Raw genomic sequence first — 19,508 nt, forward strand, 5'->3', positions numbered from 1 at the left:
GGATACCGATGCCAACACGGATAGCAAATTCAGCAGCCCCGACGATAGCTTCACCTGTTGTTCGCTTTCGGATCGATAAGATGTCCATATTTTTGTGACGTTTGATGCTCGATGACATGCTCGAACCGACGAGCGGCGTCAAAGCGCGCCCCAACGTTGGCATTTCCGGCCCGATAAACGGGCAGCCGATGTGCGGCTGACAAGTTGTTTTGAGGAGACAAACATGAAGCAGCGCAACGGATTCCGGGTTGCCAACGGCCTGCTCATGGCGGGCGGTCTCGTATTCTCGGCATGCGCGCAGCTCGACACACCTCCGAAGTACGCTAAGGGAGTCAAGGTCGACTGCGGGGGCAAGCAGGACCTCACGGGCAGTGGTTCGACCGCTCAAGCCAATGCGATGGACCACTTCATCACGGGCTACGAGGAAACATGCTCAGGCAAGCAGCTCGCCTACACGGCCAGCGGTTCGGGAGCCGGCGTGGCGGACTTTCTTGCCGCCAAGACCGATTTCGGCGGCTCGGACTCACCGCTGAGCGGTGACGAGTATGCCGCCGCGAAGCGGCGCTGCGGCGGGGCCGACGCGTGGAACCTGCCGGTCGTCTTCGGTCCGATAGGGATCACCTTCAACGTCAAAACGACCGACGTCCTCACCCTCGACGCACCCACGCTCGCCAAGATCTTCAGCGGCGCCATCACGCGCTGGGACGACCCGGCCGTCACCGCGCTGAACGGAAGCATGCCCGCCGAGGACATCCACGTCATCTACCGCAGCGATGCTTCCGGAACCAGCGACAACTTCCAGCAGTACCTCCAGGCTGCCTCTGGCGGCGTCTGGACCAAGGGCGCCGGCAAAACGTTCAACGGCGGCGTGGGGACGTCCGCCCAAGGAAACGAGGGCACGTCAAACGCCGTCAAAAACACCGAGGGCGCGATTACGTACAACGACTGGTCGTACGCCATGAAGCACCACGTCGATGTGGCGGGAATCAAGACGGCGGGCGGAGTCGTCCACATCGGCAATGACTGGATCGGCAAGACCATCTCGGACGTCACAGTCAAAGGCAAGGGGAACGACCTTGTGCTCGACCTCTCGAAGGTCTACACCACCACGACGCCCGGCGCCTACCCGATCCTGTTGGCCAGCTACGAAGTCGTCTGTTCGAAATACCCCGAGGCCGAGGTCGGCAAGGCGGTGAAGGCGTTCATGCAGTCCACCATCACCGAAGGACAGCAAGGCCTCACCCCGCTCGGATACATCCCATTGCCGGTCGACTTCCAGGCCAGGGTTGCCGCCGCCGTCAACAACATCAGTTGAGCTCCATATCCCTTCCGGGGGACGCCTTGCGGGCGTGAAAATGGGGTCGGGCCGGCCGTGCTGCTCGAATGATCCGACCGGCAGGACTGGAGTACCCCCACTTTCGTAGACACTTGAATTATGCCGTTGCGGCCATTTGGATGTACGCAGGCCAGGCCTGCGGCGCGGGCGAGGCGGCGGACACGCCTGGGCGAGTGCCGCCGACCCAGCTTGGCGACCAGCCGATCGACACCCAAACGGCCCTTGTGATCCTCGTGGATCTTTTTGATCACGGACACCGTCAAGGGTATCCCGCAGAAACCGTTGGACGGCGTGAGTTTCAAAGCGGCACTTGCCGATCCGACTGCCGATACCGGCAAGCAGACCCAGTTCTACACCATGCTCGGCACCCGCGGCATCTGGCATCAGGGCTGGTTTGCCAACACTGTCCACGCGGCCACGCCGGCGGGCTGGGGCCACTTCGATGCCGATCGATGGGAGCTCTTCCACATCGACGCCGACCGCAGCCAGTGCCACGACCTGGCTGCCGCGCACCCCGAGAAGCTGGAAGAGCTGAAGGCGCTGTGGTTTTCCGAGGCGGGCAAATACAACGGCCTGCCGCTGTCGGATCTGAACATCCTTGAAACGCTGGGACGCTCCCGGCCTTACCTGGTCGGCGAAAGGCCCAGCTACACCTACTATCCCGACTGCGCGGACGTCGGCGTCGGCGCCGCCGCCGAGATTAGAGGCCGCTCGTTCGCGGTGCTGGCCGATGTGAGCGTGGATACCGCCGGCGCCGAAGGCGTGCTGTTCAAGCAGGGCGGCGGCCACGGCGGCCACGTGCTGTTCGTCCAAGACGGACGATTGCACTACGTCTACAACTTCCTCGGTGAGCGCCAGCAACTGATTTCGTCGTCGGATCCCCTGCTGCTGGGCAGACACCTTCTCGGCGTTCGCTATTCGCGGACCGCAACCGTGCAGAACAGCCACACGCCGCTCGGTGAGGTCACGCTGTTCATCGATGGCACGCTGGTGGGCGCGCTCGCAGATGTGATGGCACACCCGGGAACGTTCGGATTGGCGGGCGCCGGCATCTCGGTCGGGCGCAACGGCGGTTCGGCGGTGTCCAGCCGCTACAAGGCGCCGTTCACGTTTACCGGCGGCGCCATCGCCCGGGTCACTATCGATCTAACTGGGCGGCCGTACCAGGATCTGGAAAAGGAACTGGCGCTGGCCTTTTCGCGTGACTGAGATTCATCTCACCGAGCTGGTCGAACTGCCGTGCGGATTATTCCGGATGGGGTCGACGAGCTTCTATCCCGAGGAAGCGCCGATCCACACGGTGAGTGTGCCGGCCTTCGCTGCGGAACGGCATCCGGTGACCAATGCTCAGTTTGCCGAATTCGTCTCCGCGACAGGGTATGTGACGGTCGCCGAGCAACCCATCGATCCCGCGCTCTACCCGGGTGCCGACCCAAGTGAACTTCGCGCGGGCGCTATGGTGTTTCGTCCGACGCCAGGTCCGGTCGACCTGCGCGACTGGCGGCAATGGTGGGTCTGGGCGCCCGGCGCAAGCTGGCGCCGTCCGTTCGGGCCAGACAGCGACATTGCCGAGCGATCTGCCCGCCTGATCAGCTGATGGCGTCGACTGCGCCGGAGACTCGTGATTGAAAGTCAGGCGGCAGCGGCAGCGGATGTAGCCGTGCTTGTCCAGGTCGATCTGGCCGGGGCCGAGCGTGGCTTGCAGGGCCGCGGAGTGGGCGCCGATGCGTACCGGACGTCTCGACTTGCGGCTTGCCGGGGTGTTGATCTGAGGTCGACAACTGCTCGACTCGCCGCGGGGGCCCGGACCCGTGCAGCGAGGTTCCATCAGAACGGGTTTTCGACCGTCAGGCCGTGGTAGTTCGCGCCGGCGGCGAGGTCTTCGGTGAGGACTCGGGTGCATCCGGCTTGCCGAGCCGCTTCGATAACCAGCGCGTCCCAGTGGGAAAGCTGCCAGCGTTGCCCTGCCTCCAGTGCCCGCTGAACCAGGTGCGCGTCAATGGCCACGCACGGAAGACGAGCAAGGTTACGCACCAGTGCTGCGGCCGTTTCGGGCGCGACGACGGGCTGGAGTTTGCGGGTGATGGTCACGTAGAACTCGCTGAGGACCTGCGCGGACAGGACGACGTTGGCTGATCTGGCCAATAGGGCCCGGGCGGTCTTCTTCTTGGCCGGGGAAGCGTCGTCGACGGTGTAGACCAATATGTTGCTGTCGAGGAAGGTCCTACCTGTCATAGAGGTCTTCGCGTTTCCAGGTGCGGCCATCGGGGCCGCTGGAGGCATGCACCGTATCGGCGGTGGCCAGGAACTCGGTGACCGCCCGCTCGGCGGGGTTCTCGCCGGCGAAACTCGCCAGGTAGTCGCGAACCAGTGCGTTGACGGTCGTGTGCAGTTCGAGGGCGCGCATACGTGCCCGGTGCAGCAGCTCGTCGTCGACGCTGAGCGTCAGATTAGCCATAGCACTCCCGTTAGCCGTGTAGCACGTAATCAGTGTAGCACGGATCCAGGAGGTCACCATCAAGATGCAGTCCGGCTTATCGGCGGGCCGGCGGACGCCGTGCGTGCGGCGGTCTTCGCCATCCCGCCCGTGTCCCGGCAACCGATGTGGTGCTCGTGCCCTGCCGGGCGTATCGCCGGTGACGAGCATCCGCCGATCGCCCACCCAGACCAATCCGGATCATTGAGCTCACCCGACGCGCAACGCCGAGCGGGTGCGGGGACGATGTCGGTGCCCGGCGATACGGTTGGGCGGTGCAGCACGAGGAGATCGCCGCACTGCGGGCCGGCAGTCCCGCCTGGCGGCTGTTGCGCGCCGACAATGCCCCGCTGATCCTGTCCTTCCTGGGCCGGTTGTTCGTCGACGACAACGTCCGCGACATGGCGGCCACCCAGCTGGTCGGCCTGCTCGATGACGAACTGTTCGCGCTCAACGAACGCCTCGGCGAGGGCGCCTATCCGAAATCGGCGAAGGCCTATCTCGACGACTGGTCCTCGCCCGAGTCGGGGTGGCTGCGCAAGTTCTATCCGCCCGGTTCCGACGAGCCGCACTACGACGCCACCCCGGCCGTCGAAAAGGCCGTGGCATGGGTGTACGCGCTGCGGGACCGCACCTTCGTCGGCACCGAATCGCGCCTGAACACCGTGTTCGAGTTGCTTCGCCAGCTGGTGTTCGGCTCGGAAACCGACGCGGGCGCGCGGCTCGACGACCTGCACCGCCGGCGCCGGGAGATCGACCGGGAGATCGATGCCGTGGCAGCGGGGGAGTTCGCCGTCCTCGACCCGGCCGCCCGGCGGGACCGCTACCAGCAGCTTGCCGAAACAGCCCGGACCCTCCTCTCCGACTTCCGCGAGGTGGAGGCCAACTTCCGCCGGCTCGACCGAGAGCTGCGCGAGCGGATCGCCACCTGGGACGGCTCCAGGGGGCAGCTGCTCGACGAGGTCGTCGGCAACCGCAGCCACATCACCGAATCCGATCAGGGCCGCAGCTTTCAGGCCTTCTACGACCTGCTGCTCTCGCCGGTGCGCCAGCGCGAACTCACTGGGATGCTTGATCGGGTGCACCAGCTCGATCTGGCCGACCATGCCGATCCCAGGCTGCGCTATATCCACCACGACTGGCTCGACGCCAGCGAGCGCGCCCAAAGCACCGTGCGCCAACTCTCCGAGCAGCTTCGCCGATTCCTCGACGACCAGGTGTGGCTGGAGAACCGCCGCGTCATGGAGCTACTGCGCAGCATCGAGTCGAGGGCGCTGGCGCTGCGGGATACGGTCCGCAGCGACTTCGTCCATGAAATCGACGCCTGCGCACCGACGATACGGTTGCCGGTGGAACGTCCGCTCTACACCAAGACGCCCAGCGCCGCCGTGGACAGCTCCACGGTCGAGGAGGGTCGTTTCGACGGCGACTCGGCGGCACTGTTCGAGCAGACCTACGTCGACCCGGCGCCGCTGATCCGGTCGGTGCGCAAGGCGCTGCAGCGTTGCGCGCAAATCGAACTGTCCGAGGTGGTCGCGGAAAACCCGATCACGCAAGGGCTTTCCGAATTGGTGACGTACCTGTCCCTCGACGACGAGGGCTTTGCGACCGTGTTCGACGAGACCGGGCGTGCCAGCGTCTCGTGGACCGACGACCGCGGGGTGGTACGAACCGCGAGGCTGCCGCGCGTCATCTACGCCCGCACCGCAGCGGAATCGAGATGAGTATGACCAGAGCCATTCCCCGCACCGAGCTGAGCTTGCCGCTGGTGGTGACCCACCTGATGAAAGGTGTGGTCTACCGCGACACGCACGACCAGGTGTGGCAGCACCTTGTCCAGCTTGTTCCCCAGGTCAGCGACTACGTCGCCACCATCGGGCTGGTCGTGGTGCTCGACGAATCCGAAGGTTATGCGTTCCTGCGCTCCAAGCCGGAGGACCCCGACGACCGTGCTTCCGGGGCGCCCCCGATACCGCGCCTGATCGCCCGCCATGCGCTGTCGTTTCACACCAGCCTCATGCTGGCGTTGCTCCGCAAGAAACTCGCCGAGTCCGACGCCGCCGACGACAGCTTCCGGCTGATCCTCGACCGCGACCAGATCGTGGACATGATGGTGGTGTTCATGTCGACGTCGACCAACGAAGCGCGGATCGTCGACATCATCGACCGCACCATCTCCAAGGTGGTCGAGCTTGGCTTCCTGCGGCGAATGCCCAAGCAAGACAACCAATTCGAAGTGCGCCGGGTGCTCAAAGCATTTGTCGACGGGCAGTGGCTGTCCGACTTCGACACTCGGCTGGCCGAATACGCTGCCGAACTGGGAGAGAGCCAATGACGGCGTTGTTCCCGCCGACCGACCTCGACGACCCCGACGTCGGCGCCGTCACCGGATTCCGGCTGCACCGCCTCGAGGTGCTCAACTGGGGCACCTTTGACCGGCGGGTATGGCAACTGCATCTGCACGGCCGCAACGCGCTGCTCACCGGCGACATCGGGTCGGGGAAGTCAACCCTGGTCGACGCCCTGACCACGTTGCTGCTGCCCGCCCACCGGATCGCCTACAACAAGGCGGCTGGTGCGCAGACTCGGGAGCGGGACCTGCGCTCGTATGTGCTCGGGTTCTACAAGTCCGAGCGCAACGAGGCCGCCGGGAGTTCGCGGCCGGTCGGGCTGCGCGGCGCCGGCACCTATTCGGTGGTGCTCGGCTACTTCCGCAACTCCGGATTCAACTCCGATGTGACGCTGGCGCAGGTGTTTTCGATGAAGGAAGGGCAGAACGGTCAACCGGACCGCTTCTATGTGACCGCCGATTCCGAGCTGACCATCGCCGAACACTTCAGCGACTTCGGCTCGGAGCTGCCTAACCTGCGCAAGCGGTTACGCAAAAGCGGGGCCGCCGTGTACGACCACTTTCCGGAGTACAGCCGCGATTTCCGGCGCAAGCTGGCGATCGCGTCCGAACAGGCGATGGACCTGTTCCATCAGACCGTGTCGATGAAGTCGGTCGGTGACCTCAACGACTTCGTCCGCGAGCATATGCTCGAGCCGTTTGACGCCGCCGCCTGGGTAGACAAACTCATCGCCCACTTCGAGGACCTGACCCGAGCCCATGACGCGGTGGTCAAGGCCCGCAGCCAGCTCGCCGAATTGGGTCCCCTGGCAGAGGATTGCGACGCCTTCGATCGGCTACAGACCCGCCTAGACGACCTGCACAGTCAGCGCGACGCGCTGCGCTACTACTTCGCCGGGCTTCGCCAGCGCGTCCAGACCCGGCGCGTGGAAATCCTGACAGCGATGCTCGCCGACGTGGAGCGGCGGCTGGCCAAAACCGAATCCACGTTGGCGTCGCTGCGCGCCGAGCTGACGAGCCTGCAGCTCGAGCAGGCCGGCCACGGGGGCACCGAGATCGCCGAGATCGAACGACGGATCAGCGACTGCGCGTCGCGCCGCGACGAACGCAGGGATCGGCGCAGCCAGTTCGACGACTGCCTGGTCCAAGCAGCGCTGGAACCGGTGCCAGACGCCGGGCAGTTTGCCCAACGCAGGTTCGAAATCGCCTCGGGCGCCGCCGAACTGCTAACCACGCTGGCCGACCTGGACAACAAGAGCACCGACGCCGAGGTTACCAGGCGGGGGTTGCAAACGGAATCGAACGAGCTCGCGACCGAGCTGGCCAGCCTGCGTCAACGTCGCAGCAATATCCCGGACCGCAACATGCGGATCCGCGAACGGCTGTGTTTGGCACTGCGGGTCGAGCAGTCGGCGATTCCGTTCGCCGGCGAGCTGATCCAAGTCGCGACTGATGCGGCCGAGTGGGAAGGCGCGGCCGAAAGGGTGCTGCGCGGCTTCGGGCTTTCGCTGCTGGTGCCGCAGGCCCACTACCCGCAGGTGTCCGACTGGGTGGACGCCAACCACCTCGGCGGGAAGCTGGTCTACTACCGTGTGCCCGCCACCATTTCGCTGCAGGGCGCCGACAAACCGCCCGCCGCCGCCCTGATGCACAAACTGCACATCAAGGACAGCCCGTTCTACTACTGGCTGGAACGCGAATTGTGCAGGCGGGCGCCGCATGTGTGCGTGGACACGATGGACGAGTTCCGTCGCCACGAGTTCGCTCTGACCCGGGCCGGTCAAATCAAGGCTCCTGGCGGCCGCCACGAGAAGGACGACTCGCGCCGCATCGACGATCGCAAGTTCTACGTGCTGGGCTGGAGCAACGAGCAGAAGATTGACGCACTGCTTGCCGACGCGCAACGGGTGCAGGCCGAGCTGCTTCGGGTCGATGCCACGCTGAGGAGTCTGGCCGCCGGGCGGGAGGCCGCTACCGCGCGCAAATCCGCGCTGGACAAGCTGTCAGTGCTGGCGTCATCGTATGACGCGATCGATTGGGAGTCGATGATCGCGGAAATCTCCCGGCTGGTCCACCGCAAGCACGAACTGGAGGCCGCCTCCGATGAACTCGCCCGGATCGGTGCCGAGATTGAGCGCACCGAGTCCGCGATCGGCGACGCCGAGACCGCGCGCGGCGAGATTCAGCGCGAAATCGGAAGGCTGACCGAGGACCGCGAACGCGCGCAGCACGGCGCGCAGCAGGCGGCGGCGATCGTCGCCGAGCCAGGGGCCGCAGCGGCGTCGAACCACTACGACGCGTTGTCCGCGCGACTGCCGGAGACGCCGCCAACCGCTGAGGCCTGCGCGGACGAGGAGCACCGTCTCTACGGCGAGCTCACCACCGAGGCGGAGGCGGCGGGGGACAAGGCCGCCCAGCTGACCCGCCGGATCGTGGCCAGGATGACCGAGTTTCGCCGCAAGTATCCCGTGGACACCGCGGACATGGATGACAGTGTTGCGGCCGCCGGCGAGTACCGGGCGCTGCGCGCCCGCCTACTCGACGACGATCTGCCCCGATTCGAGGCGGCGTTCAAGGACTACCTGAACACCAACACGATTCGCGACATCGCCGGATTCCACTCCGAACTCAACAAGCAGGTGGAGCGGATCTCGTCGCGCATCGACACCATCAACGAGTCGCTGGTCGGCATCGACTACAACGAGGGCCGCTACATCAGGCTGGAGGAGGCGCCGACACCCAACCAGGAGATCCGCGCGTTCCGCGACGAGCTACGCCAGTGCAGCGACTCATCGATCGGCGCGGACGACACCGACCGGTACTCCGAAGAGCGGTTTGTGCGGGTGAAGAACCTGATCGAGAAATTCCGCGGTCGCGAGGGACAAACAGAGGCGGACCGCAACTGGGTCAGGCGGGTCACCGACGTGCGCAACTGGTGTACGTTCGCGGCCTCCGAACGGTGGCGCGCCGACGACACCGAACACGAGAACTACACCGGCTCCGGCGGAAAGTCCGGTGGGCAGAAGGAGAAGTTGGCCTACACCATCCTCGCAGCGTCGCTGGCCTACCAATTCAACCTGAAGTGGGGGGTCAAACGCTCGAAGGATTTCCGGTTCGTCGTGATCGACGAGGCATTCGGGCGGGGATCCGACGAGTCGACCCGCTTCGCGCTGACGCTGTTTCGAAAGTTGGGCCTGCAACTGCTGATCGTCACACCGCTGCAGAAGATCCACGTCATCGAACCGTTCGTGACGTCGGTCGGCTATGTGGAAAACAAGCACGGCAACTCCTCGGCGCTGCAGTGCCTGACCATCGAGGAATATCGTCGCCGCAAGCGCCTGCACGGCATGGTCAGCGGGGACGGTCGCGACGTCGGTGTCGCTGTGTCGTGACCGCGCTGGCGACGATGCGAGGCCAAGCAATGAGGTGGAGCGGCGCTTGACACGCGAGTGGTCGACGCCGCAGAGCATCCGCGCCCGGCTGCGCCGGCGGTGGGACACCGGGGCGGCGCTGACCGCCCGGGCGCGCGGCGACGCGTTCGCGCCGATCGACCTGCCAATTCGCGGCCCGACCGCCTCTGAGCTGGGCGCCCGCTACGCCGAGGTGGTCGACTGGGCGCGGCAATGGGCACCGCCGTCTCCCGACTACACCGTGACGACGAAGGTGTTGGGCTCACGGCGCGTCGGAGCCAACGAGATCCCGGATCGGATTCGGATCGACAGCTATGACGGCCTCGTCGGCTTCCTCGGCACTACCGCCCAAGCGCGCCGCCACCTCCAACTGGCCGCACTAGCCAAAGACCTTGCGCCCCAGATCTATTCGTGGGTCGTCGAGAAGCCGATGCGGGCGCTGGCCCATGGGGCGGAATTCGATCGGCTGCTGGCATGTGTGGGCTGGCTGGTCGACAACAGCGACCGGGACCGCTACTTGCGCCAGATCGATGTGCCCGGCGTCGACACCAAGTTCGTCGAGCACCACCACGCGATCCTGTCCGAGCTCGCCGACCTGGTGATCGACGAACCCGCCGACGGGCGCGCCCGCGATTTCGCAGTGCGCTACGGCTTTCGCGGCAAGCCGTCCCGAGTGCGGATCCGGATCCTGGACCCGACGGCGTCGGTGTTGCCGGCGGGTGTCAGCGACATCGAGTTGCGGGTCGACGAGACCCGGCCCGGCCTGTTCGACGTCGATCGCGTGTTCCTGGTCGAGAACGAGGTGACGTGTCTGGCGTTTCCGGCGGTTCCGCGATCGCTGCTGATCTTCGGCGGCGGGTATGCCGTGTCACGCGTTGCTCAGCTGGACTGGTTGCGCGGCGTGCCGCTGTACTACTGGGGTGACATCGACACCCACGGCTTTCGAATTCTCAACGGGTTGCGGTCGAGCTTCCCCGAAGTGCGGTCGATGCTGATGGACCGTGGCACCCTGATCGCCCACGAACAGCATTGGGACCGCGAGCCGGCCCCGGTTAACACCCACCTGCCGCACCTGAGGCCCGACGAGGCCGCGCTGTACCGCGACTTGGTCGAGGAGGTCTTAGGCCCGGCCGTGCGACTTGAACAGGAGCGCATCAGCTACCCGGTTGCCGAATCCACGGCCAGGGCTCTGTCGTAGCCATTTGGTGCTGACCAGGTCTTCACCTAGACTCTAGGGGTTGCCGTGGGCAGACCTCGGCCGGTGTGCGCAAGCATTAGTCAGTCGGTCCCGCGTGCTCTTCGGCGACGAAGACCATGCATGACGGGTCTCCGGCGGGCAGTGCTATGCCGGGACGGCAGCGCGTGGGCGTGCATACGTGAACCAGGTCAGGAGATCTAGTGATTCAGCAGGAATCGCGGCTGAAGGTGGCCGACAACACCGGCGCCAAGGAGATCTTGTGCATCCGCGTACTCGGCGGCTCGGGCCGGCGGTACGCCGGTATCGGCGACGTCATCGTGGCGACGGTCAAAGACGCCATCCCCGGTGGCAATGTGAAACGCGGTGAGGTAGTCAAGGCCGTGGTGGTGCGGACCGTCAAGGAGCGCCGCCGCGCCGACGGCAGCTACATCAAGTTCGACGAGAACGCGGCCGTGATCATCAAACCCGACAACGACCCGCGTGGAACCCGCATCTTCGGGCCGGTCGGCCGCGAACTGCGGGAGAAGCGCTTCATGAAGATCGTCTCGCTGGCCCCGGAGGTGTTGTAGGTGAAAATCCACAAGGGTGACACCGTCCTGGTCATCTCGGGCAAGGACAGGGGCGCCAAGGGCAAGGTGCTGCAGGCCTATCCGACTCGCAACAAGGTGCTCGTCGAGGGCGTCAACCGGATTAAGAAGCACACCCCGATCTCGACCAACCAGCGCGGAGCGCGCTCCGGCGGGATCGTCACGCAGGAAGCCCCGATTCACGTCTCCAACGTGATGGTGGTCGACTCCGACGGCAAGCCGGGCCGGATCGGCTATCGCCTCGACGAGGAGACCGGCAAGCGGGTTCGCATCTCCAAGCGCAACGGCAAGGACATCTAAGGCATGACAACCCTGGAAAGCGCAGAAAAAGTTCAGCCACGGCTCAAAGCGCGATACCGCAATGAAATCCGTGATTCGCTCCTCAAGGAGTTCAAGTACGCCAACGTCATGCAAATCCCGTGCGTGGTCAAGGTTGTCGTCAACATGGGTGTGGGTGACGCCGCCCGCGACGCCAAACTGATCAACGGCGCCGTCAGCGACTTGGCGGCGATCACCGGGCAGCGGCCCGAGATTCGCAAGGCGCGCAAGTCGATTGCGCAGTTCAAGTTGCGTGAGGGCATGCCGATCGGTGCACGGGTGACCCTGCGCAGCGACCGGATGTGGGAGTTCCTTGATCGGCTCACATCGATTGCGTTGCCGCGTATCCGGGACTTCCGCGGGCTTTCGCCCAAGCAGTTCGACGGCTCCGGCAACTACACCTTCGGGTTATCCGAGCAGTCGGTGTTCCACGAGATCGACGTGGACAAGATCGACCGGGTCCGGGGCATGGACATCACCGTCGTCACCTCAGCGACGACCGACGACGAAGGGCGAGCGCTGTTGCGGGCCCTCGGCTTTCCGTTCAAGGAGAACTGACCAGATGGCGAAAAAGGCACTAGTTAACAAGGCCGCGCGCAAGCCCAAGTTCGCGGTGCGAGGCTACACCCGATGCAGCAGGTGCGGCCGTCCGCGTGCGGTGTTCCGCAAATTCGGACTATGCAGGATTTGCCTGCGTGAGATGGCGCACGCGGGTGAGCTGCCCGGCGTGCAGAAGAGCAGCTGGTAACACCGGCCACTACCCGACGAGACCAAATCCGAGAACAGGTGCGCAGCAGGCCCGGGCCGGGAACCACTGCGAGGAAGGCAAGACCGCTCGATGACGATGACCGATCCGATCGCAGACTTTTTGACACGTCTGCGCAACGCCAATTCGGCGTATCACGACGAGGTGACGCTGCCGCACTCGAAGCTCAAGGCCAACATCGCCGAGATTCTCAAGCGGGAGGGTTACATCAGCGACTACCGCACCGAGGACGCCCGCGTCGGCAAGGCGCTGGTTGTTCAGCTCAAGTACGGGCCGAGCCGGGGGCGCAGCATCGCCGGTCTGCGGCGGATCTCCAAGCCTGGGTTGCGGGTGTACGCCAAGTCCACCAGCCTGCCGCGGGTACTCGGCGGCCTGGGAGTGGCGATCATCTCGACCTCCTCGGGCCTGCTCACCGACCGTCAGGCAGCCAGACAGGGCGTGGGCGGCGAAGTCCTCGCGTACGTGTGGTGAGGGGATAACCATGTCGCGCATTGGTAAGCAACCGGTTTCAGTTCCCTCCGGGGTCGAGGTGACGATCGACGGCCAGCACGTCTCGGTCAAGGGCCCCAAGGGCGCCTTGGACATGCGGGTCGCCGAGCCGATCGTCGTGGCCCGCAACGAAGACGGCGCCATCGTGGTCTCCCGTCCCGACGACGAGCGACACAACCGTTCGCTGCACGGGTTGTCGCGCACGCTGGTGTCCAACTTGGTGACCGGCGTGACGCAGGGCTACACGACCAAGATGGAGATCTTCGGTGTCGGCTACCGCGTGCAGCTCAAAGGTTCCAACCTCGAGTTCGCGCTGGGATACAGCCATCCCGTGGTGATCGAGCCGCCGGAAGGGGTCACCTTCGCGGTCGAGTCGGCGACGAAGTTCTCGATCTCGGGGATTGACAAGCAGAAGGTCGGCCAGGTCGCGGCGAACATCCGTCGCCTGCGCCGCTCTGACCCGTACAAGGGCAAGGGCGTGCGCTACGAGGGTGAGCAGATCCGCCGCAAGGTCGGAAAGACAGGTAAGTAGCCATGGCGCAAGCAAAAGCTGAGACCGCCGCGCGGAAGTCGGCGGGACAGAACGTATCCGCGGAGCGGCGGAGGGCCCGGCTGCGACGGCACGCGCGGCTGCGCAAGAAGGTCTCGGGCACCCCGCAGCGTCCGCGGCTGGTGGTGCACCGCTCGTCGCGGCACATCCACGTGCAGCTGGTCGACGACCTCAACGGCGCCACACTGGCCGCGGCCTCGTCGATCGAAGCCGATGTGCGGGGCGTGGACGGCGACAAGAAGGCCCACAGTGTGCGGGTCGGCCAGTTGATCGCCGAGCGGGCAAAAGCGGCCGGAATCGAAACCGTGGTGTTCGACCGCGGCGGCTACACCTACGGCGGGCGGATTGCTGCGCTGGCCGATGCCGCGCGTGAAAGCGGGTTGAAGTTCTGATGGCAAACAATCGTGGAAGGACCGCATAATGGCGGAGCAACCGGCTGGTGCAGCCAGCCAGGCGACCGGGCCCGCTGCGGGCACCGGTGACACTCGAGCCGCCGGCCGCGACACGCGCGAGAGCCGAGGCCGCCGCGATGACCGCCGCGGCGGTCGCGACCGCGACGGGGACAAGAGTAACTACCTGGAGCGCGTCGTCGCGATCAACCGCGTTTCAAAGGTGGTCAAGGGTGGTCGGCGGTTCAGCTTCACCGCTTTGGTGATCGTCGGCGACGGCAACGGGATGGTCGGTGTCGGCTACGGCAAGGCCAAGGAAGTCCCGGCCGCGATCGCCAAAGGCGTTGAGGAGGCGCGCAAAAGCTTCTTCCGGGTGTCGCTGATCGGCGGCACCATCACCCACCCGGTGCAGGGCGAGGCCGCCGCCGGCGTTGTGCTGCTGCGTCCGGCCAGCCCCGGTACCGGTGTGATCGCCGGCGGTGCGGTCCGTGCGGTGCTGGAATGTGCTGGCGTGCGCGACATTCTGGCCAAGTCACTGGGCAGCGACAACGCGATCAACGTGGTGCACGCCACGGTGGCCGCGCTCAAGCTTTTGCAGCGGCCCGAGGAGGTGGCCGCCCGGCGTGGACTGCCGATCGAGGATGTCGCCCCGGCCGGCATGCTGCGCGCCCGGCGGGAAAGCGACCGACTGGCCGCCACTGCGAACACCGCACGTGAAGGAACGGCATAATGGCCTCCGAAAAAGCCTCCGAAAAAGCCCCGGAAAAAGCAGCATCACAGAGTCAGCTGAAGATCACTCAGGTCCGCGGCAAGGTCGGTGCCCGCTGGAAGCAGCGGGAGAGTCTGCGCACGTTGGGACTTCGGCGAATTCGCCATTCGGTCATCCGGGAAGACAACGCGCAGACCCGCGGACTGATCGCGGCCGTGCGTCACCTCGTCGAGGTGGAGCCGGCCGACTCGGCGACGGAAGGTAGCGCCAAATGACGATCAAACTGCACGACTTGAAGCCGGCCCCAGGGTCGAAAACCAAGCGCACCCGCGTCGGTCGTGGTGAGGGCTCCAAGGGCAAGACCGCCGGCCGTGGCACCAAGGGCACCAAGGCCCGCAAGAACGTGCCGGTGACCTTCGAGGGCGGGCAGATGCCGATTCACATGCGGCTGCCCAAGCTCAAGGGCTTCCGCAACCGGTTCCGCACCGAATACGAAGTCGTCAACGTCGGTGACCTCAATCGGTTGTTCCCTCAAGGCGGTTCGGTCGGTGTCGACGAGCTGGTGGCCAAGGGAGCGGTGCGCAAGAATTCGCTCGTCAAAGTCCTTGGCGACGGCAAGCTGACCGCCAAGGTGGATGTCACCGCACACAAGTTCAGCGGCAGCGCGCGAGAGAAAATCACCGCCGCCGGAGGATCGGCGACCGAGATCTAGATCTGATTCCGTTGCGGTAGCCGCCCCACCGGTCGACCACCTTGGCGCCGTTGCGATAGACAGCGATCGCGGCGCCGACCTCCCGACGCGGCAGGATGCCGTGATGTTGCCCGCCTCCGAGCGAATTCGACGGGCTCAGAATCACTGCGAGGCGCGCAAATTGGGCATCGGCTCGGTGAGTTACTGCTGTGGTTGGTGTGGCTCAGCTCAGCTGTGGAACCACTTTTGCGGCAAGGCGTTCCATCTGTTCGCGATCTTCGGCGAGATAGCGGCCAACCGGGTTGAGCAGGATCATCTCGGCGCCGGCGTCGACGACTTCGTGCAATCCGGCTGCAACCTCATCGGACGTGCCGGACACCGGTACTGCCTCGATGCCCGGCATCGCGCCGTAGATGCGGTGTAATCCGGCGAGCACCCGTTCACGGGCTCGGGCCGGGTTGTCGTCGAGCATCAGATAAACCCGCTTGCCGATGCTGAACCGGGCCGGATCCTTGCCCTGTTCGGCCAACTCGCGGCGCACGGTTTTCGCGGCCTCACTGAACTTCGCGGTGCTCGACGAGCCCGCACCCAGGAACGCGTCGCCGTGGCGCACCGCCCGGGCCAGCGCCTTGGGCGCCTGGCCGCCGAACCAGATCGGCGGATGCGGCCGCTGCACGGGTTTTGGCTGGATCGGCACGTCGTCGACCTGACGGAACCGGCCGTCAAACGTCACCCGCGGCTCGTCGGACCATGCCGCCTTCATCAACGCCAAGCCCTCGGTGAAGCTGCTGATAAAGGCGGCTTTGTCCACCCCGAACGCGCTGAACTGACGGAAGCCGCCGCCGGGCGCCTCCCCGACGATCTGTTCGAGCACCCAGCCGCCCTCGAACCCTAGCTCCTCGGCCCGGGCCAGATAGTCGCGCTGACCCGCCGCGTCGAAGCCGGCGACATCGAATTGGTGGATCGAGATGGAGAATCGCACCCCACCACCGTACGGTCCCGCTCCGCCGCCGTGGCCGAGGCGCCGGCCGTCGGTAGGCTCGACATATGTTTGCTTTCCTGCCCGACCCGCCCGGCGTTGACGAGGTCCGCGCACTGGTTCGACGGGTCGACACCGCCCGCCACCACGGCGTACCCAAAGACTGCGTGCTCGAACTGGATCTGCGCGCCGCGCCGCCCGAGACCGGTGGCTTTGACCCGCTGGCGATCATCAGCGGCGGCGCCCGCCCATTGGTGCTGCGCGAGGCTGTCTCCGCGCTGCACCGGGCCGCCGACGACTCGCGGGTCGTCGGCCTGATCGCGCGGGTGCAGCTACCCGCCGCCGCGCCCGGGCCGGTTCAGGAACTGCGGGAAGCCGTCGCCGCGTTCACCGCGGTCAAACCGTCGCTGGCGTGGGCCGAGACGTACCCGGGAACGCTGTCCTACTATCTGGCGTCGGCGTTCGGCGAAGTGTGGATGCAGCCGTCGGGAACTGTCGGGCTGATCGGCTTCGCCACCAATGCGCTGTTCTTGCGTGACGCGCTGGAGAAGGCCGGCATCGAAGCGCAGTTCATCGCGCGCGGTGAATACAAGTCGGCGGCAAACCTTTTCACCCAAGACCGCTACACCGACGCGCATCGCGAAGCCGACACCCGGCTGCTGGAAAGCCTGCGCGCCCAGGTCTGGCAGGCAGTCGCCGCCTCGCGCGGGATCGGCCACGACTGCATCGACGCGCTGGCCGACCGCGCGCCGCTGCTCCGCGAAGACGCGCTGACGTCAGGCCTGATCGACCGTATCGGCTTCCGTGACGAGGCTTATGCGCGCATCGCTGAACTCGTTGGTGCCGAAGGATATTCGCCCGAGACCGCCGATGCCGACGCCGACGACGCACCGCCTCGGCTGTATCTGAGCCGTTATGCCCGAGCTACCGGGCCGGGCGGACCCTCGTTGCCGTCGGTGCCCGGGCGCAGACCCAAGGCGACCATCGCCGTCGTCACCCTTGCGGGTCCGATCGTCAGCGGCCGCGGCGGCCCGCGGGTGTTGCCGTTTCGCGCCCCCAGCGCAGGCGCCGACACCATCGCGGCGGGCCTGCGGGAGGCGGCCGCCGATGACGCGGTGTCAGCGATCGTGTTGCGGGTCGACTCACCAGGCGGATCGGTCAATGCGTCGGAAACCATCTGGCGCGAGGTGCGCAAGGCGCGCGACCGGGGCAAGCCGGTGGTGGCCTCGATGGGCGCGGTCGCCGCGTCCGGCGGCTATTACGTTTCGATGGGCGCCGACGCGATCGTGGCCAACCCGGGCACGATCACCGGTTCGATCGGTGTGATCACCGGTAAGCTGATCGCCCGGGATTTGAAGGACCGCTTGGGTGTCAGGTCGGATGCGGTGCGCACCAACGCCAACGCCGACGCGTGGTCGATCAACGCGCCGTTCACCCGCGAGCAGCACGCCCAGGTCGAGGCCGAGGCGGACCTGTGCTACACGGACTTCGTCCACCGGGTTGCCGAGGGCCGCAATCTCAGCGTTGAAGCGGTGGACGCGATCGCCCGTGGCCGTATCTGGACCGGCGCGGATGCCCTCGAGCACAGCTTGGTCGACGAACTCGGGGGCTTGAGAACCGCGGTGCGACGGGCAAAGGTGCTTGCGGGCTTCGACGAAGACGCCAACGTTCGCCTTATCGGCTATCCGAGCTCGTCGCTGCGGGACTTCCTGTGGCCACGCCCATCGTCGCAACCGGCGGCCGCTTCATTGCCGGATGCCTTGGGCGCACTGATCGCCCAGTCGGTGGCCGCAATCTTTGACCAGGCCGAGCGGACATTGAGCGGCGCCAGCGTGCTGTGGCTGGGGGAATCTCGCTTCTAGTTCGCGAGTGTTCCGCTGACGTAGATGATTTCGCCCAGCGGCTCGTCATCTTCGGGGGTAGGAAGCTCGAGTCCGTGGCTGATCGAGCTCGTAGACCACGGTTCCGACCGGCCACTCCAGCCGGTAGGCCCGGGAGTCCAAGCCTGACGCCAGGATCACGACCTGGCGCACACCGGCGGCCACGGCCGCCAGCAGGTAGGAGTCAAAGTACTTGGTGCGCACCGCGACTCCGTTGACCGTGGTCTGGACCCGGGTCGGCGATGCGTTCTCGGTGGTGGGTAAGTCGACCGAGCCGTCGACCATCTTCACGAAGAAATCCAGCCCGGCCGCACGGACCAGCGGATCGGCGAACGGGTCGTTGATCAGCGCGTGGGGCTCCTTGGTCGCCAGCGCGCGGCCGGTGGCGACCATGGTCGCAGTCGCACCCACACTGGAGGCCAGATCCCAGCTGTCGTCATGAGTTCGCGCCATGGCCGCCCTATGCGAGGGCGGCGGCGACGTAGCTCATGTCCCGGAACAGAGCCATCGACTCGTCGTCCGGAAACGCGAATCCGTTGCGCTGGTACAGCTCCAGGGCGGGATGGGCGGTCACCTGCCAGCCGTGGCCGGTCAGGTAGTCGACCACCACACTGCGTTCGCCTTGATAGAACAGGTCGCCTGGGTTGAGGTCGAAACCGGCGCGGCGCCAATGTTCGCCGATGCGCTGCACGCTTTCTGCGGAGAAGGCATCCGGGTTGGAGACGTGCTCGGTGGCGAGTTGACTTCCCGGCGCGCTGAGCGCGGTGATGTTATCGAACAGTCGGTCCTGGGCTTCGGGCGGCAAGTAGGGCAATAACCCCTCTGCGCTCCAGGCCGTTGGCTGGTTCACGTCGAATCCTGCTTCCCGCAACGCGGTTGGCCAATCGTCGCGAAGATCGATGCTCACAGCATGGCGCTGCGCGGTCGGTTCGGCGCCGAGATCAGCCAAGGTTGTGGTCTTGAAATCGATCACCTGCGGCTGGTCGATCTCATAGACCACGGTTCCCGCGGGCCATGGCAGCCGGTAGGCCCGGGTGTCGAGGCCGGAGGCGAGAATTACCGCCTGCCGAATTCCGCTGTCCGTGGCGGCGATGAAGAAGTCATCGAAAAACCTCGTGCGCACGGCCATTTGCTCACTTCGCGCGCGCCGGTTGAGCACCGGGTCGTCGTCCAGCGTGACCTCTCCGTCGATAAGACGAATGAACGGGGCCAAGCCCACCGCACGAACCAGCGGCTCAGCCAGCGGATCGTTGAGCAGCGGGTCGGGCCCTTGCGAGGCCAGCGCGCGCGAGGCGGCAACCATCGTCGCGGTTGCTCCCACGCTGGATGCCGGGTCCCAGCTGTCACCGTCGAATCTTTTGGATAAGGCGTTTGCCATGT

The 19,508-nt window shown here is 65.8% G+C and carries 20 protein-coding genes and 4 pseudogenes; 18 read left to right on the forward strand and 6 right to left on the reverse strand.

Annotation, left to right across the window (positions count from 1 at the left end; translation table 11 throughout):
• Positions 1-223: 223 nt before the first annotated feature.
• Positions 224-1,315 carry a phosphate ABC transporter substrate-binding protein PstS gene (pstS, locus tag M5I08_RS03835; protein ID WP_219070796.1) on the forward strand — a complete coding sequence of 364 codons (1,092 nt, stop codon included), beginning with the start codon at positions 224-226 and terminating at the stop codon, positions 1,313-1,315.
• A gap of 197 nt (positions 1,316-1,512) precedes the next feature.
• On the opposite strand, the pseudogene M5I08_RS26540 reads toward pstS, so the two are convergent.
• Positions 1,513-1,593, reverse strand: a pseudogene (locus tag M5I08_RS26540) (hypothetical protein); the annotation flags it as partial.
• Here M5I08_RS26540 and M5I08_RS03840 point away from each other — a divergent pair.
• Both M5I08_RS03840 and M5I08_RS03845 read left to right on the forward strand, forming a co-directional pair.
• Positions 1,592-2,545: pseudogene (locus M5I08_RS03840) on the forward strand (LamG domain-containing protein); the annotation flags it as partial. The pseudogenes M5I08_RS26540 and M5I08_RS03840 sit on opposite strands and share 2 nt — an antisense overlap.
• Before the next feature lie 46 nt (positions 2,546-2,591).
• Positions 2,592-2,915: pseudogene (locus M5I08_RS03845) on the forward strand (SUMF1/EgtB/PvdO family nonheme iron enzyme); the annotation flags it as partial.
• A 248-nt stretch (positions 2,916-3,163) separates the two neighbouring features.
• Here the strand turns inward: M5I08_RS03845 and M5I08_RS03850 are convergent.
• A complete protein-coding gene (locus M5I08_RS03850) occupies positions 3,164-3,571 on the reverse strand; it encodes a PIN domain-containing protein (protein ID WP_219068493.1) in 408 nt (135 codons plus the stop codon).
• Positions 3,561-3,794 carry a hypothetical protein gene (locus M5I08_RS03855; RefSeq protein ID WP_219068494.1) on the reverse strand — a complete coding sequence of 78 codons (234 nt, stop codon included), beginning with the start codon at positions 3,792-3,794 and terminating at the stop codon, positions 3,561-3,563. Before M5I08_RS03855 ends, M5I08_RS03850 begins: the two co-directional genes overlap by 11 nt.
• Positions 3,795-4,087: 293 nt before the next feature.
• On the opposite strand from M5I08_RS03855, the gene M5I08_RS03860 reads away from it, so the two are divergent.
• The 14 genes from M5I08_RS03860 to rplO all read left to right on the forward strand — a co-directional run bounded on the left by M5I08_RS03860 (position 4,088) and on the right by rplO (position 15,290).
• Positions 4,088-5,536, forward strand: a complete 1,449-nt coding sequence (locus M5I08_RS03860) for a DUF3375 domain-containing protein (protein ID WP_219068495.1) — start codon at positions 4,088-4,090, stop codon at positions 5,534-5,536.
• Complete coding sequence (locus M5I08_RS03865) at positions 5,533-6,147, forward strand: DUF4194 domain-containing protein (RefSeq protein WP_370328568.1); 615 nt, start codon at positions 5,533-5,535, stop codon at positions 6,145-6,147. The genes M5I08_RS03860 and M5I08_RS03865 overlap by 4 nt, the downstream gene beginning before the upstream one ends.
• Positions 6,144-9,554, forward strand: coding sequence for an ATP-binding protein (locus M5I08_RS03870; RefSeq protein WP_219068497.1), 3,411 nt, complete (start codon positions 6,144-6,146; stop codon positions 9,552-9,554). The genes M5I08_RS03865 and M5I08_RS03870 overlap by 4 nt, the downstream gene beginning before the upstream one ends.
• Before the next feature lie 46 nt (positions 9,555-9,600).
• Positions 9,601-10,770, forward strand: coding sequence for a Wadjet anti-phage system protein JetD domain-containing protein (locus tag M5I08_RS03875; protein ID WP_219068498.1), 1,170 nt, complete (start codon positions 9,601-9,603; stop codon positions 10,768-10,770).
• A 200-nt stretch (positions 10,771-10,970) separates the two neighbouring features.
• Complete coding sequence (gene rplN, locus M5I08_RS03880; protein WP_219068499.1) at positions 10,971-11,339, forward strand: 50S ribosomal protein L14; 369 nt, start codon at positions 10,971-10,973, stop codon at positions 11,337-11,339.
• Entirely contained in the window at positions 11,340-11,657 is a 318-nt protein-coding gene (gene rplX / locus M5I08_RS03885) for a 50S ribosomal protein L24 (protein WP_219068500.1), read from the forward strand.
• A 12-nt stretch (positions 11,658-11,669) separates the two neighbouring features.
• The gene (gene rplE, locus M5I08_RS03890) at positions 11,670-12,233 is read left to right on the forward strand and encodes a 50S ribosomal protein L5 (RefSeq protein WP_219068558.1); all 564 of its coding nucleotides are present in this window, start codon (positions 11,670-11,672) and stop codon (positions 12,231-12,233) included.
• Positions 12,234-12,237: 4 nt separating this feature from the next.
• Complete coding sequence (locus M5I08_RS03895; protein ID WP_219068501.1) at positions 12,238-12,423, forward strand: type Z 30S ribosomal protein S14; 186 nt, start codon at positions 12,238-12,240, stop codon at positions 12,421-12,423.
• Between the two features lie 90 nt (positions 12,424-12,513).
• Positions 12,514-12,912: a 30S ribosomal protein S8 gene (gene rpsH, locus M5I08_RS03900; RefSeq protein ID WP_219068502.1), complete on the forward strand. Its 399-nt coding sequence runs from the start codon at positions 12,514-12,516 to the stop codon at positions 12,910-12,912.
• A gap of 10 nt (positions 12,913-12,922) precedes the next feature.
• Complete coding sequence (gene rplF / locus M5I08_RS03905) at positions 12,923-13,462, forward strand: 50S ribosomal protein L6 (protein WP_219068503.1); 540 nt, start codon at positions 12,923-12,925, stop codon at positions 13,460-13,462.
• Between the two features lie 2 nt (positions 13,463-13,464).
• Complete coding sequence (gene rplR / locus M5I08_RS03910; protein WP_219068504.1) at positions 13,465-13,872, forward strand: 50S ribosomal protein L18; 408 nt, start codon at positions 13,465-13,467, stop codon at positions 13,870-13,872.
• Between the two features lie 28 nt (positions 13,873-13,900).
• Entirely contained in the window at positions 13,901-14,599 is a 699-nt protein-coding gene (gene rpsE / locus M5I08_RS03915; RefSeq protein ID WP_219068505.1) for a 30S ribosomal protein S5, read from the forward strand.
• Positions 14,599-14,853: a 50S ribosomal protein L30 gene (rpmD, locus tag M5I08_RS03920; RefSeq protein WP_219068506.1), complete on the forward strand. Its 255-nt coding sequence runs from the start codon at positions 14,599-14,601 to the stop codon at positions 14,851-14,853. The genes rpsE and rpmD overlap by 1 nt, the downstream gene beginning before the upstream one ends.
• Positions 14,850-15,290: a 50S ribosomal protein L15 gene (rplO, locus tag M5I08_RS03925; RefSeq protein ID WP_219068507.1), complete on the forward strand. Its 441-nt coding sequence runs from the start codon at positions 14,850-14,852 to the stop codon at positions 15,288-15,290. The genes rpmD and rplO overlap by 4 nt, the downstream gene beginning before the upstream one ends.
• Positions 15,291-15,492: 202 nt before the next feature.
• Here the strand turns inward: rplO and M5I08_RS03935 are convergent, their stop codons facing one another.
• On the reverse strand, positions 15,493-16,251 hold the full coding sequence (locus M5I08_RS03935; protein WP_219068509.1) for an LLM class flavin-dependent oxidoreductase: 759 nt from the start codon (positions 16,249-16,251) through the stop codon (positions 15,493-15,495).
• Positions 16,252-16,316: 65 nt separating this feature from the next.
• Here M5I08_RS03935 and sppA point away from each other — a divergent pair, with 65 nt between their 5' ends.
• A complete protein-coding gene (sppA, locus tag M5I08_RS03940; protein WP_219068511.1) occupies positions 16,317-18,110 on the forward strand; it encodes a signal peptide peptidase SppA in 1,794 nt (597 codons plus the stop codon).
• A 72-nt stretch (positions 18,111-18,182) separates the two neighbouring features.
• On the opposite strand, the pseudogene M5I08_RS03945 reads toward sppA, so the two are convergent.
• Positions 18,183-18,581, reverse strand: a pseudogene (locus M5I08_RS03945) (class I SAM-dependent methyltransferase); the annotation flags it as partial.
• A 7-nt stretch (positions 18,582-18,588) separates the two neighbouring features.
• Positions 18,589-19,506, reverse strand: coding sequence for a class I SAM-dependent methyltransferase (locus M5I08_RS03950; protein ID WP_219068515.1), 918 nt, complete (start codon positions 19,504-19,506; stop codon positions 18,589-18,591).
• Positions 19,507-19,508: the final 2 nt, after the last annotated feature.

The sequence above is a fragment of the Candidatus Mycobacterium methanotrophicum genome, from assembly GCF_023515995.1.
GTDB classification, from domain to species: domain Bacteria; phylum Actinomycetota; class Actinomycetes; order Mycobacteriales; family Mycobacteriaceae; genus Mycobacterium; species Mycobacterium methanotrophicum.

Bases quoted from the DNA above. Each gene is read 5' to 3' on its own strand.
- M5I08_RS03850 (WP_219068493.1), bottom strand. From the start codon at position 3,571: ATGACAGGTAGGACCTTCCTCGACAGCAACATATTGGTCTACACCGTC.
- rpsH (WP_219068502.1), top strand. From the start codon at position 12,514: ATGACGATGACCGATCCGATCGCAGACTTTTTGACACGTCTGCGCAAC.
- rpmD (WP_219068506.1), top strand. From the start codon at position 14,599: ATGGCCTCCGAAAAAGCCTCCGAAAAAGCCCCGGAAAAAGCAGCATCA.
- M5I08_RS03870 (WP_219068497.1), top strand. From the start codon at position 6,144: ATGACGGCGTTGTTCCCGCCGACCGACCTCGACGACCCCGACGTCGGC.
- rplR (WP_219068504.1), top strand. From the start codon at position 13,465: ATGGCGCAAGCAAAAGCTGAGACCGCCGCGCGGAAGTCGGCGGGACAG.
- M5I08_RS03950 (WP_219068515.1), bottom strand. From the start codon at position 19,506: ATGGCAAACGCCTTATCCAAAAGATTCGACGGTGACAGCTGGGACCCG.
- rplF (WP_219068503.1), top strand. From the start codon at position 12,923: ATGTCGCGCATTGGTAAGCAACCGGTTTCAGTTCCCTCCGGGGTCGAG.
- rpsE (WP_219068505.1), top strand. From the start codon at position 13,901: ATGGCGGAGCAACCGGCTGGTGCAGCCAGCCAGGCGACCGGGCCCGCT.
- pstS (WP_219070796.1), top strand. From the start codon at position 224: ATGAAGCAGCGCAACGGATTCCGGGTTGCCAACGGCCTGCTCATGGCG.
- M5I08_RS03865 (WP_370328568.1), top strand. From the start codon at position 5,533: ATGAGTATGACCAGAGCCATTCCCCGCACCGAGCTGAGCTTGCCGCTG.
- M5I08_RS03895 (WP_219068501.1), top strand. From the start codon at position 12,238: ATGGCGAAAAAGGCACTAGTTAACAAGGCCGCGCGCAAGCCCAAGTTC.
- rplO (WP_219068507.1), top strand. From the start codon at position 14,850: ATGACGATCAAACTGCACGACTTGAAGCCGGCCCCAGGGTCGAAAACC.
- M5I08_RS03855 (WP_219068494.1), bottom strand. From the start codon at position 3,794: ATGGCTAATCTGACGCTCAGCGTCGACGACGAGCTGCTGCACCGGGCA.
- sppA (WP_219068511.1), top strand. From the start codon at position 16,317: ATGTTTGCTTTCCTGCCCGACCCGCCCGGCGTTGACGAGGTCCGCGCA.